We start from the raw sequence: 13611 nt of genomic DNA on the forward strand, positions 1-13611 counted from the left end.
TTTCGGATATCGTTTTTTTATTTTATTTATGTATTAAAGAGAACAAAAAATGCACAAATTCATTAATTGGGTTGGTTGTAAAAAGAAATTATTACCACATCTTTTACTTTTAATTCCTAAAAAATTTAAAAATTATTACGAACCCTTTTTAGGAACTGGCGCCTTATATTTATCCTTAATGCCTAAAAAAGCCGTTTTAAACGATAATGACACACAACTAATCACAATATGGAAAAGCGTTTTATACAATCTCCCAGATTTTTATAATAAAACATTAGCTTTTGAAAACTTTATTTATCAATATCCCAAATCGCAACAAAAACAACAAAAAACAGCTTTTAAAAACTTATTAAAACAATATAATTTGTTATTAACAAAAAAGAAAAAAAGATTAACCAAAGCATCACTTTTCTTTATTTTAAGTAAATATTGTTTTCGTGGCATTTTAAGATACAAAGATAATACATCCTTATATACAACTTTTGGTTATAAGTCTAAATATAAAACTAGCCTATTAAATTTAAATAATTTATTCTCCTTACAAAAATATTTTCACAAAAATAAACATGTCTTGTTATGTACTGATTATCAAAAAATAATTGCCAACGCCAAGAAAGATGATTTTGTATTTATCGATCCACCTTATTACAACGGTAAAAACATCACTATATCATCTTTTTACAAAGGAGTTTTTGGTTTTACTGAACAAGTGAAATTATTCAACTGTCTCGAAAAAGCTGATAAAAGAGGAGTTAAATGGTTATACACCAATTATGATACTCCCGAAATTAGAGCATTATTTAAAAATTATTACTTCCAAAGTATCAAATCTAGTACTAGCCATAATTTGACAAACAAAAACAATAATCATGAAATCATTATTACCAATTATTAAAAAATAAAAAATAAGAAAAGAGTAATAAAATTATGTTAAACAACGTTCAATTAATCGGTCGAATTACACATGACTTCGAAAAACAATACATTAACAGCAATAACGAACAAATTCCAAAAATAGATTTTCAATTAGCTGTTAACCAAACCAAAGACAAAGTTCAATATATTCCATGTGTAGTTTTTTAGAACCCAAGCTGAAAATTTTCATAAATACTTACATAAAGGATCGAAAATTTATCTCGAAGGAACATTATCCATCCAAAAATATACCAACAACGAAGGTCAAAAGAAAACAAATACAAAAGTGATCGCACATAAAGTCATCTTTTTAGATAATAAATCTCAAACTGATAATTTACCATTTTAAAATAAAAGAACATTGATATTAAACATCTTAACTTTTCAAAAGAAAACCAGAAAGGAGAATAAAAAATAATATGAGTGACGCCATGACTGAAATCGCTCGCGGTACTTACTTCAAAGACCGCAGCAAATTAAAACCTAAAACTAAAAAAATAATAAACCAAACAAAAAGAAGAAACTTAAAAATGACTAAAAAAGAATTAATTAAAAAAATAGCTGAGGTAAATAAAACCTCAATTTCAAAAACAGAAGAATTTTACCATTCATTCGAACATACCCTAATAGAATCCATTACTTCCAACGAAGAAGTAATTTTATCCTCTAAAATAGGTAAATTCATCTTAAAAACTCGTAAAGCCTACACTGGTAGAAATCCCCAAACAGGCAAAAAACTCAAAATCCCTGCGAAAACCGTTGTCTCTTTCAAATTATCTAAAACCATTAAAGATAAAGTAAAAGATTTAACATTAGAATAAACCAATATCAACCAACAAAGGAGAAATTAAATATGAATAAAATCATTAAGAAAAAAACAAAACCCCAATACTCACGAAACAAACCAAAACCAAGAAATAAAAACAATGACTAACCCCAAACAAGAAAATATAACTATTATCCCAATAAAAAAACGCAATTTATTAAAAAAAATAGCTTACATAACGATCATTTTACATTTTATTTTACAAGTCATTATTATTTACTATGATAATAAAATTCACTGTTTAACAACAGGAATTAATAATTCTCTTGAATTGATTAAATTTCTCATCCCAGGAGGAACTAAATAATATGAATAAAAACATAAAAAACAAAAATAAAATATTAACTATTATCACAATTATTATCGCTATCTTTTTCACTACCGCATCCATTTTCGCTTTAACTAATTACTTTTCTAAACAAAGAAAAGAAAAAATTCAATTAATGAACAATCTTCCTTTTTTCACTATTGAACGAACAGGCGGCAATAATGAAGATAAAACCCTTTTACCAATTCCCATTCCAAACTTAAACGAACAAAAATATAATCACTTAATTACGATCGAACACGAAGCGACACTAAACTCCAACGGAATGGATATTAATGTTCCTTTATATTTGAAAATATCAACTAAATATGATACACTTCAAACTTTTACCAATCCTGAAAAATATTTAAATATTGGTTTAAAAGTGGATAATAATGATTACGATGATACTAAACGCCCACAAATAATCTTAGACTCAAACAGCTTAGGAAAACTTAACATCCAAATTAGCATTGAACAAAAAGAAATCATTACTAATAAAAATCCTCAATTAGAATTAATTGTAGATTATGAATTAGTCGATTTCCAAGGAAAAGCTTATGGCAGCGGCAGTCAAACAATCGAAAATAAAATCTCTAATTTAGCATAATAAAACATCAAAAGACCAATTAATTATTGGTCTTTTTTTATTGAGAAAGGAACTAAGATGACTATCAAAAACAAATCAAATAAAAATTCAACTAATTTAATCATAATCATCATAACATCTATGGTCTTATTTTTTAAGTACTTATGTTTGGATTCATCATCAAACTTTAACAGAAACCGAAAGAAACCTCGAAACCCAACAACATAAATTAGAAATCCAAAATAAAAATCTCCAAGAAATGAAAGACAAACTACAACAAAACAAAGATATAATCCAAAACCAAATTACCAATACAAATAAAGAATCACAAGAAGAAACAAACACTAATTTACAACAATTAAATAATCAAGAAGAATCATTATTTACTCCTTCTAACAACCAAAAATTCCCTTCTTTCAACCAATTAATCGGTTTCAAAGAAGAAAAACAAGCCGTAGAAGGTTTTATTGATTACCTCAACAATAAAGAAAACTACACCAATATTGGTGAGGTTGATTCGCCCTTAGGCATTTTAATGTATGGAATTCCAGGAACTGGGAAAACAACCTTAGCCAGAACCTTAGCCAAAGAAACTAATCTCCCTTTCTTTGAAGTAAGTAGTTCTATCTTTTCTCAAAAATATAAAGGAATTGCACCTCAACTAGTAAAAGATTTATTTATGACAGTTCGTGAAGAAGCTCAAAAAGGAAAAGGAGCTATTATTTTCTTAGATGAATGTGAAACCGTCTTTACTGATTTAAGTGGGTTAGAAGCTGGTTCAGAAATCGCCAATGTGGTAAACCAATTCAAAACCGAAATGACATCATTTGAAAATGACCCTGAACATCCTATCTTTATCATTGGCGCTACAAACCATATCGCCCAAATCGATGAAGCTATCAAATCAAGATTCACTTATAACATCGAAGTTAAACCAGGCAATAAAGAAGAAAGAAAAGCCTTTTTAGAATTCTTAATCAACAAACGTAAAAACCCTTACAGTGAAGAAGCGAAAAAATATTTATACAATATTATCAATGAATCCTTAGAAAGGTTACCAGTTAACCACCAATTTAAAAAAGCCAATCGTACTCTAGAAAACCTCTTAAAAACAACAGTAGCAACCTTCGCTAAAAACCGAGGACAAGGCGAAACACGAAGAAACGAAATCAATCAAGAAGACTTAAAACAGGCTTACAAAATGATAATCTCACAAGATGACACCATTTTAAACACTATCGAACAAGAAATTAAAGTGAAAGGAGGTAAATAATTATGAAAACACCTTTAGACTTAATTAACACTTATCTAACCTTTAAATCTTATTTCACTTGGTTTTTTAATGGCTTCCACCATCTTTGGTATCGTCCTTTTCTTTAAAAGAAAACTTTCCACCAACCAAACAACATACAAAAACCATACATGGAAAGGCTATTTAACTTATTTTTTAATTATTATTGGTATTTTAAGTTTCATTTACTTATGTTTCTTTCATAAACCAAAAGAACCATCTAGTAAATACGCAGGCCAATTAGTCCAAGAAATTGATAAAGCCATTGATAAGTACGATGAATTCATCAACAATTACCAAGGACTAAAAGATAATTGGGAACAAGAATTAACCAAAGTAGAGGTCGAATTAAAAACACTCTATGAAGAACAAAAAATAACCCAAGAACAAAAAGAAAAAATCAAAGAATTAATAAACCAAACAGAAACAAAGATTAACGAAATCAAAACTCAAAAACAAGAAACTGAAAATAACATTAATGCCTTAAAAGAACAATTAAAACAAAAAGAAGAAGCATTAGCCAACAAAGAAAAAGAAATAAAACTAACAGAAAAACAAATCGCGGAATCCAATGATTTAACTGAAAAACAAAAATTACGCACTAAATTAGATATCCTTTATGATGAAAAGATAGCATTAGTTAAACAAATCACTGAAATAAAAAGTCAAATAGGATTATTAGAAATTAAAATAAAACATCTAAACGAAATACTCCAGCGCGCCGAAAAAGAAAAAAATAGATTACAAAAAAATTATGATACGTTTAATGATAATGAAAAATATTTATTCAACCAAATAAAATCCGTCGAACAACGCCGTGATGAAATCCGAAACAACATCGAACAAGTGCGCTGTTTCTTTTTTTTAGACAATGTTTGTATCTAAAATTATTCTTTAAAACTTAAAATTAAGTGATAATTTCCTATCTTTTCAAACTAACAAAGTATTTTCATTAGACGAAAAAAATGTCTAATATTTTTTTTATAATTTGCTAGTTTCAAAAGATATTTTTGCTAATATTTTATCTCTTCACTATATATTTAGGTAAAAAAAGTTAAAAACTCATATACAAAATAAAAAGAAAATACATTTTCTTATTAATAATATCATTTGATTGAAAAAAAGGCGCAATAAAGATACCTTTTTTAAAAGGTTTAATTAAAAAAGATATTTGTAAATAATTTATATTAAGTTTTGAGAATATTGAGAAGGAGATGAATAGTTTAATTTAGCTAAAAGCCATTTTTTATTCCAAAAATAAGGAAATTGGTTAATGATAGTTTTTATTTTTGTCATTGGTTTTTGGAATAAAAAAGGATGACGATTTTCTAGAATACTTTTCATTTGGCCGAAAAGATTCTCAATAACCGCGTTATCAAGTGGAGTTGCTTTACGAGACATGCTGATTAAAAAATCCTTTTTTGTTTAAAGTTTGTTGGACTTTTTGTGATTGATAAACTGTACCTTGGTCAGAGTGGATAATACAAGGATTTTTTAGTTTAGGAATTTTTTTGATAGTGTTTAAAATTAAATCCTTATTTTGTTGCTTAGAAACATGAGAAGCGACTATTTTATTATTAAAAGAGTCGATAATACAAGAAAAATATAAAAATCCTTGGGGAGTTTTAAAATAAGTGATGTCGGTAAAAAGTTTTTGCATTGGCGCAGCGCTTTTAAAATCTTGATTAATTAAATTAGGGACTATGTTTAAATTATCCTTTAAAGAACGATAATGATATTTATTTTTTTGGATTCTAAGACGACAACAAATGTCGTTTGCTTTCATAATGAGATAAACTTTTTTCTTAGTGATGAATTCATTAAATATGTTTTGATATAAATGAGTAATTTTACGATGGCCAAAGAAATATTCATATGTTTGACACAAAGCTTGGATGCGTTTTTGTTGTAAAAGATATTTTGCCTTTTTTTCTTGGTGTTTTGTTTTAACTTTTAACCAATAATAATAGGTACTTCGTTTAATCTTAATTGTTTGTAAAATGGTGGTTAAATTTAAATCTTTTTGAAATTTGGCCACCAAATTAAAGATAATTCGTTTATCTAGCTTTTCTATTTTGTGAATCATTTGTTGTAATAAGTTGATTTTTTGTTTAATTTTTTCATTTTAACACCAATTTATCTTATATTTTTTTTATATCAACCATTATAACTCTTTAAAGGTTTTTTTTAATGCTATTAAATAATTATTAATATTGTTTTTAACTAATATATTATTTATTTAAACACACAACACATACCTATAACTGGTAAGGCAGTTATTTTAAAAATTAAAGTTTATTTAATTATTAAAATAAATTAAAAAATAAAATTAATTAAAAGAAAGATTTTTTTATATCGATAAATAATAATGATAAACATGATACAACGATAATATCAAATATCGAGTATCATTATCATTATCGATATAAAATATAAAATATCACTGGTTCGATGTGTTTGTTTTTATCTAGGATGTTTGAAAAGCAATATGGTAATAAAGTGGTAATAAAAAGGTAACTTAATGGTAATAAAATGGTAATTATAAATTATTTATTTATTTTTAATTCTTTTTTATTTAAATTTGATAAATAACCAGAACGTATTTTTTTGCCCGATAACCTTGTTTGGTTTTAGTTAAGAAGAATTGAATATATTTTAAATCTTCTTGTCGATAATAGATGATATTTAAACCTTTCTTATAGTTTGTTTTAATCGGTTTATTGTATTTATCTAGTTTATTGGGGTCTAATTGGTATAATTGTAAGTTTTCTAGTTTATAAAGATTGATTTTGCCAATTAATTCTTTGATGATATTTTTAGATTCATTTTTATAATTGATTTGAAAGATATCATGATAGGTTTTAAGGGGGTTATTTTGGTTTTAAGGGGGGGTAAATCTGAAAGTAATAGTTTACTATTACTAGAAGAGAAATTATCATTAATTAAGGTTATTTTTGTTTGTTTAATTTCATCCAAGATTTGAGGATCGATGAAGAGAGTTTGGTTTTTAGGGCGATAATTGGCTTCTTGATAAGTATTTTTCTTTTTAGAGTGGGTTATAATGGTCAGGTTGATTAAATCTTGTTTTAAGGTTTGTAAAAAGAGTTTAATTTGGTCTAAATCAGTGGGGTTGTTTTTGGCATTCCATCCACCGATTCTAATTCCTTGATCGAAGTTATTGTTCATATTTTTCTCCTTTTTAGTTAGTTTTTTAGTTTTTGTTATTTTTGATATAAAAAAAGACCTTCAATTGAAGGTCAAGTTTGAATATTGAAATATTTTTTAGGTATATGTTGGATGGCATTTATTAATATTATGGATTCTTAGTCCCATAATTGGTTAGTTTAGTTACTTTACTCTTTTTATTTGTATTCCTCGATATAATTAATTGTACCGTTGAAATTGTATAGGGGTTTTTTTACTATTTTCCCGTTTTTATCGTATTCGTCAATCCAATCAATTGTTTTGCCATCTTTTAAATATGTTATTTTGGTTAAATTAATTTTCATTTTTTCAAATCTCCTTTTATTGATATAATTACATCTATTTGATAAGGATGGGATTTTGCAAGTATTAAAAGTTTTATTTTTAACTTCGATTGTTTTAATGTTGCCTAAAACATATCCTGATTCATCTTTGAAAATATTATTGTTTCTTTGAATTTCTAATCTTTTTGGAAATAATTCATTTATAGCTAAATATTGAAAAACAGTTTGATTAAAACCATAGCAAACAATTACAACTGATGAAAAAAAGAATGGTGTTAAATGGAGATAGTGGTTTATTTGAAATTTATTTTTTTCATATTTTCATTAACTTTTATTTTTATAAATCTATTATAACACAAATCAACTTCGGTAATCAGTTTTTTAATTAGTTTTTCAATTCTTGCATATTTTGTCTCCTTTCGATTTTATTTTGTAATTTTGTTAAATTATTTATTAATTTTGGACCTTAGTAATTGAATGTGCGTGATTCATATTACTAATTTGAATTTAAAAGGTTTTATAGGGACAAAATTTTGAGTTTGGGTTTAAATTGTTATTTTATAATAAATAATTATGTAATTATTTCAACTTTATCTTCTCCAAAAAAATAAATAGCTAAATCTACTATTTGTTTCTTTTCAGCTTCTTCATATGAGATGTATGGATCTAAAAAACATTTTTGATAAACTTCTTTCCCATATTGTCGTAATAAATCATCAACATCTTTACAAGTTTTGTCATAAGGCGGCAAAATACGTCTAATTTCATAAGGGATTTGTTGTTCTTTAAGTTGTTCACCTAAGGCTTCGTTGCGTTTTCTTCCAGTTTCATCGTTATCTAAGGCAATAATGACTTTAATTGCTTCTTTTTTTAAAATATCCATTTGAGTTTGGGAAAGTAATTGGGCAACACAAATTAACCCCACGACATTTTTGATACCGTGTTGCCAACAACTAATGACATCAAAAAAACCTTCATGAATGATGATTGTTTTAGTTTTTTTTATATACGGTAAAGCTTCAAAAAAACGATAACTGAAATGAAAAGTAGGAATTTGGCTGAAATTGTTAATAGATTGATATTTAGATTGGAAATAAGACACTTCACGAAAGTTATTTTGATAAAAATGAAATGTTTTATTATATCCATTTTCAATGGGAATAATAATAGAACCGTGAAAAGTATCGTGATAATATTTAGTTCCTTTTTGATTGGTTTTTTCTTTGATAAAACCATATTCAACTAACTTTGTGGTATCAATATTTTTCTTTTTTAAGAAATTGCTTAATCTAAAAGAAAGTGGTTTATTTAATAATGGAGCATAACCTAGTTTAAATTCTTTAATAGTTTCTAGGGTTAATTTTCTTTTTTGGGTTAAATATTCAAGACCCATTGATGATTCGTTGTTGTGGTTAGTTATTAATAAATAATGATAATAATCACGGATTTGATTGAATAATGGTGATGTTTCTTTCAAGAGTTGGTTTTTGATGAGTTGAATTTGGTGTTCGTCGATAGGATTTTGGGATTGTTTAGTTTGATATTGGTGTTGAAAGGGATTAGAAGATGTTGTAGTTATTTCTTTTTCTTGTTGAATGAGGTTGTTAAATTCTTGATTTTTCATAAAGTGACCTATTCTTTGAATGGCTTCGCTAAAGGATTTAATTTGTCTTATTTCTCTATATACATCAATAATATCGTAATCACGACCACATTTCCAACAATGAATCTGGTTATGATCATTGATATGACAACAAGTAGGATTTTGGCCTTGATGGATGGGACAAGGAAAACGATATTTGATATTGAAATTAGTTGGTAAAATTTTAATTTTTTAATAAAACAATCATGGGAAAATTAGTTTTAATGTGTTTAATTTTGTTTTGATGATTCATTTATTTTAACTCCTATTTTTTTGATTAATAATAAGTTTCTATTTTATAAGGTAAAACATAACCGATTTCTTGGAAAGTTTGAGTACTCATTTCAAAGTGATAAATTAAGGTTTTTTTGTTACCACTTCTATTTTTTTTGATACATACTTCAATTATTTTTTGATTTTCATTGTCATCAGATTCTAAATAGAGTTGATTTAAGGTTGAATTATAAATATTTAAAGGTTTTTCTTGGTCTTTGGCTAGTTTTGGTCTAAATTCAGACATCATTAAGACGATATCAGAATTGGTTTCAATTCCACCACTTCCTTTTAAAGCGGTTATTTCAGGGGATTTTCCTTGGTAATTGCTGTATGTATCTCTTGAAAATTGAGAGAGAATGATAATAATGATGTTTAATTCCATGGCTAATTGTTTGAGTTTAGTCATAATTTCGTCAATGGCTAGACGGTCATTTTCTAAATGATTACTAGCTTTAGTAATTTGGAGATGGTCGATAACGATGATTTCTACTTGTTTTTCTAAATAGAGTCGATAAACTAAATCAATGATATAATCAATATTTTTGCTTTTATCATAACTAAATGATAAATTGATATTAACAAAAAATTGTTTGGCTTGTTTCATCCTTTCCGTGTATTGTTGAGGTGTGATGTTTGAGTCTTCCAAATTTTTATCTAAAATAACATCTAAAGGAATTTGAGTTTGGTGAGCTAATAAACGACTTAAATTTTCCTCCATTGTCATTTCATAAGAAAATACCAAAATATGAGGATAACAAGAACTTTCTTGATGTTTTGTTTTGGCGATATCTAAAAGAAGGTTGTAGACAAAAGTTGTTTTACCTAATCCAGTATAGCCTCCAATAGTTATGATTTGGCTTTTTTTGAATCCTTTAGTGGATTGGTTGAGTCCTTTAAAAATTTCTGATAATCGGTAATATTCTTCTTGGATTTTTTGTTTTGCTTGGTTGTCGGTGGCAAAAAACTCAGTATGTAAAGAGGCCATTTGGTTTAAAGTAAAGTGTGTTTTATCATTTTTGTGGGGAATTGAAGAGATAAAATTTCTTAATTTATCAAAGATTTCTTGGTAATATAAGTTTTTAGTGTAAGGATCTTGGGTTTCAAAAGAAGGACTAATAATTTTTAAGAGTTGTTGGAACAGCTTTTCTTGGGTATAGGTGTGTTTTAAGTTATCTAAGAAATCAAGGTTATTTTCCTTACTAAAATCATTATTTAAAAAAGATAATGATTCTTTGGTAAAGTTATCTTGTTGGAAATTAGTTTGTAAATATGTTAATAACTCTTTGATTATATCAGTTTGAGATTTTATTTTATCCCAAGGATGAGTTGTTTGTTTTTCTAAAAATAAATATTTTAAAGTTGTAAATATTTTTTTATTTTGGGGATCGAGTAAAGTTTTAGGGTTTATTATTTGGCAGTAAAGGTTTAACTTTTCCCATTGGCCTTGTTCGATATAATTTATTAGTTGTTTTAACGCTTTTTGTTCGTTGGTTAACATTTTTATATTAACTCCTTTTTTTATTTTTTAATTATATTGATATTAGAAAAAGGGATAAATTTGTTGGTAATTAAGTTTTGTAAGAAATTGTTAGCTGAATTGGAAAATAAGTTAATTACTTGATTAATTCCTTGCACTTTTCCTTGATTGATTTTATTGTTTAGTCTTTGGGTTTCGGTTTCGTTATTGGTTAATAAATAGAACTCAAAACGGGTGTCTAATTTTTTTAATTGTTGTCCTTCTACCATGGCTTGTTTATAGCGGTCTCGGAGACAGGTTTTAAAATTAAACGCCATTATTCGTTTGGTTTCTGTGAATAAAACTAAATCAAAGCGAATATCGGGGATGAAAAATAAATAAGCCTGGGGATATAAATTGATGATGCCTTTGTTTTGAAAATATAATAAAATGAGATATTCATTGATTTTACCGCGGATGACTTTTTGACTTTGAGAATTGGTGTTATTTTGGTTAAAATAATGGTTTAATTGTTGGTCATTGGTTTGCATATATTTGTTAATAGAAAGATTAAAAGTGTCTTTGTTAAAAAAATATTTTAAAATTTCCACAGTTTGGATATTAGTATTAAATTGTTGAATATTAAAAAAATCTTGGTTATTTAACATTTGATATTCCTTTCTTTAAATAAAAAAAGACCTTTAAATTAAGGTCTTTTGTTGGTTTTTTGAGTTTTTTTAAAGATTTTTTTAGTTTTCCATTTAACAAGACCGTCCTTGGTGACGGTTTTGATTTTGCCGTTGGTATAGTAGTAATAAGTGTTTCTGTTTTTACAGGTTTTTTTTAGTAATTATTGCCATTTTGTATTTCTCCTATTTGTTTGATTATTTGTTTTTGGTTAGTTAATGTTGTTTTGCTATTCATCTCTTTTAAGATGAATTTGTGGCCGAGGTTTTTTCTTTCTAAGAATAATTCATATCCTTGGCTTACTTGGTGAAAGTATGATAAAGGATGAGTTTCTATGACGTCTAATTTATGATCTTTTTGGTTTTGTTTGCGTTCTAAACCTAATTGTGGTTTGATTTTGAGATAAACAGTCATATTTGGTTTAATAAATTGTTTATTAAGTAAATTAAAAAGCTGATAGTTTTTATCAATGTTGTGAGGATAAGCTTGATAGGCCAAGTTAGAACCTAACCATCTATCTATTAAAATGATTTTATTAGTTGCTAAATGTGGTTTTATTTCCTCTTCTTGGATTTGTTGCATATTAGCAAAACTCAATAAATATCTAGTTAATGGTTTTAATTGGGAATTAGTTAAAAAGATATCACGAAGAGGTTGGCCGATGGAGGAACTTCCTAAACCTTGTAGATTAATTACTTCGTGACCTTGTTTTTCTAATTGTTTTCTAATTTTTTGAATTAAAGTTGTTTTACCACTGCCATCTAGTCCTTCAAATACGATTATTTTCATTTTAATTCTCCTTTGAATTTATATTTTGGGTATAAAAAAAGACCTTCGATTTGAAGGTCTAAAATAATTAATTATTTGATTTTACTTAATTGTTTTAAATAAGTTGTTTGTGATAATTCTTGTTTGGCTTTTGATAAAAGTTCTAAATATTGTTTGCTATCTTGAATCATTTTAGTAATAAAATTATTATCTAAGTAAATTCTGACTACATGATAATCATTATCATTAAAATAAACTAAGAAATAAGCGAATTGAGCTTGGGAACAATAAAGTTGACATTGAACTTGTGCCCAGTAGTTTTTAGGGACTTCTTTGTTTGTTAAAAAGCCATTCCAAGATTGAGATATGTTGTTGTTTTCGTCACGATAAGGACATTTGATTTCTAAGAGAGTTTTGGTTTTAGTATTATAACCATCTAAAGAAGCGGAAAACATTTTTTCTTTGTCATCTGTAAAGATGGTGTCAGGATAATCAAGTTTCGTGGTTTTTTCGAAAAAAGTTCTCGCTAAAGGTTCCATTTTATTACCATGTTCAGTGTATTTGTTGCTTGTGAAAGTAGTGCCAAAGATTTTGTCATGAACCAATTGTTCTAAAGAACGAAATTTGTCATTGCCTGTGATACTACCTATTTCTGATGCGTTTATGTATTGTTTTCGGTGTTGATACCATTCTTTGGTACGTTGTGATAAGGTGATTTGCATTGTTATTCCCCTTTCTTAAAAATTTTCTTTAATAATGAAAAAAGATATTTTCCTAAATAATAAGATAAATTTAATATATGATAAAGACATTTAAAGATGAAATCAATTAAACATAAGAGATGAGGTAAAAATAATAATATAATGATTAATAAAGCTAAATTAAGCCACTTATTTTGATGATTAAAGAAATGATTACTTATAGTAGCAAACCAATTATTTAATTTTGTTAACCAAGTATTAATTAGGTTCCACATGATTATTAGTTTTCGTAGTAGTTAGATATTGATAAAATTGAACTACTATTCCTTGTTTTAGTCTTTTGATGCTTAATTGATAGGTAAAAAGATAGAATTTGATTAAATAATTAATAAAAATTAAAGGTATTAATAAAATAGAGATAATAATAAAAAAGATGATGTTACTCGGTAAAGATGGTAATATTTTTTTAATGGACATATTTTAATAGTTCCTTTCTTTTTTAAGTATTGGGTAATAAAAAAAGACCCTGAGGAGGGTCTTTATAAAAAGTTAAATATTTTTATTTCTTATTAAATACAAATTAATTATTTTCATCATTTAAAGTTTTTAAAAGTATTTGATAAGTTTTTAATTGTTCTTTTTGATTATTAATTAAATTTTCTAAA

The 13611-nt window shown here is 26.4% G+C and carries 13 protein-coding genes and 3 pseudogenes; 7 read left to right on the forward strand and 9 right to left on the reverse strand.

The annotated features are described in order from the left end of the window. Positions 1 to 49 precede the first annotated feature (49 nt). The 7 genes and pseudogenes from BBA70_RS01080 to BBA70_RS01110 all read left to right on the forward strand — a co-directional run bounded on the left by BBA70_RS01080 (position 50) and on the right by BBA70_RS01110 (position 4813). Complete coding sequence (locus BBA70_RS01080; protein WP_252861493.1) at positions 50 to 895, forward strand: Dam family site-specific DNA-(adenine-N6)-methyltransferase; 846 nt, start codon at positions 50 to 52, stop codon at positions 893 to 895. Between the two features lie 32 nt (positions 896 to 927). Beyond that, a pseudogene (locus BBA70_RS01085) lies at positions 928 to 1264 on the forward strand (single-stranded DNA-binding protein). Between the two features lie 181 nt (positions 1265 to 1445). After that, positions 1446 to 1736 (forward strand): HU family DNA-binding protein, encoded by a 291-nt coding sequence (locus BBA70_RS01090; RefSeq protein ID WP_011412492.1) that lies wholly within the window; start codon positions 1446 to 1448, stop codon positions 1734 to 1736. Between the two features lie 105 nt (positions 1737 to 1841). After that, complete coding sequence (locus BBA70_RS01095; protein ID WP_011412493.1) at positions 1842 to 2048, forward strand: hypothetical protein; 207 nt, start codon at positions 1842 to 1844, stop codon at positions 2046 to 2048. Position 2049: 1 nt separating this feature from the next. Further along, the gene (locus tag BBA70_RS01100) at positions 2050 to 2658 is read left to right on the forward strand and encodes a hypothetical protein (RefSeq protein ID WP_011412494.1); all 609 of its coding nucleotides are present in this window, start codon (positions 2050 to 2052) and stop codon (positions 2656 to 2658) included. Positions 2659 to 2896: 238 nt separating this feature from the next. After that, positions 2897 to 3910, forward strand: a complete 1014-nt coding sequence (locus BBA70_RS01105) for an AAA family ATPase (RefSeq protein WP_011412495.1) — start codon at positions 2897 to 2899, stop codon at positions 3908 to 3910. Positions 3911 to 3979: 69 nt separating this feature from the next. After that, positions 3980 to 4813, forward strand: coding sequence for a hypothetical protein (locus tag BBA70_RS01110; protein ID WP_011412496.1), 834 nt, complete (start codon positions 3980 to 3982; stop codon positions 4811 to 4813). A 297-nt stretch (positions 4814 to 5110) separates the two neighbouring features. Here BBA70_RS01110 and BBA70_RS01115 read toward each other — a convergent pair. The 9 genes and pseudogenes from BBA70_RS01115 to BBA70_RS01155 form a co-directional block, all read right to left on the reverse strand. Continuing rightward, positions 5111 to 6014: pseudogene (locus BBA70_RS01115) on the reverse strand (IS3 family transposase). 710 nt (positions 6015 to 6724) lie between these two features. Further along, a complete protein-coding gene (locus tag BBA70_RS01120; protein WP_252861494.1) occupies positions 6725 to 7114 on the reverse strand; it encodes a hypothetical protein in 390 nt (129 codons plus the stop codon). Positions 7115 to 7290: 176 nt separating this feature from the next. Beyond that, entirely contained in the window at positions 7291 to 7437 is a 147-nt protein-coding gene (locus tag BBA70_RS01125; protein WP_238374422.1) for a DUF2963 domain-containing protein, read from the reverse strand. Between the two features lie 550 nt (positions 7438 to 7987). Next, positions 7988 to 9311: pseudogene (locus tag BBA70_RS01130) on the reverse strand (toprim domain-containing protein). A gap of 24 nt (positions 9312 to 9335) precedes the next feature. Then, complete coding sequence (locus BBA70_RS01135; protein ID WP_011412502.1) at positions 9336 to 10832, reverse strand: replicative DNA helicase; 1497 nt, start codon at positions 10830 to 10832, stop codon at positions 9336 to 9338. A 20-nt stretch (positions 10833 to 10852) separates the two neighbouring features. Continuing rightward, positions 10853 to 11458 (reverse strand): hypothetical protein, encoded by a 606-nt coding sequence (locus tag BBA70_RS01140; RefSeq protein WP_011412503.1) that lies wholly within the window; start codon positions 11456 to 11458, stop codon positions 10853 to 10855. A gap of 175 nt (positions 11459 to 11633) precedes the next feature. Continuing rightward, positions 11634 to 12266 (reverse strand): dTMP kinase, encoded by a 633-nt coding sequence (tmk, locus tag BBA70_RS01145; protein WP_011412504.1) that lies wholly within the window; start codon positions 12264 to 12266, stop codon positions 11634 to 11636. A gap of 71 nt (positions 12267 to 12337) precedes the next feature. Further along, entirely contained in the window at positions 12338 to 12967 is a 630-nt protein-coding gene (locus BBA70_RS01150; RefSeq protein ID WP_011412505.1) for a YqaJ viral recombinase family protein, read from the reverse strand. A gap of 237 nt (positions 12968 to 13204) precedes the next feature. Continuing rightward, positions 13205 to 13423 (reverse strand): hypothetical protein, encoded by a 219-nt coding sequence (locus BBA70_RS01155; RefSeq protein ID WP_041639812.1) that lies wholly within the window; start codon positions 13421 to 13423, stop codon positions 13205 to 13207. Between the last annotated feature and the right edge of the window lie 188 nt (positions 13424 to 13611).

Source organism: New Jersey aster yellows phytoplasma (assembly GCF_002554195.1).
Classification (GTDB): domain Bacteria; phylum Bacillota_I; class Bacilli_A; order Acholeplasmatales; family Acholeplasmataceae; genus Phytoplasma.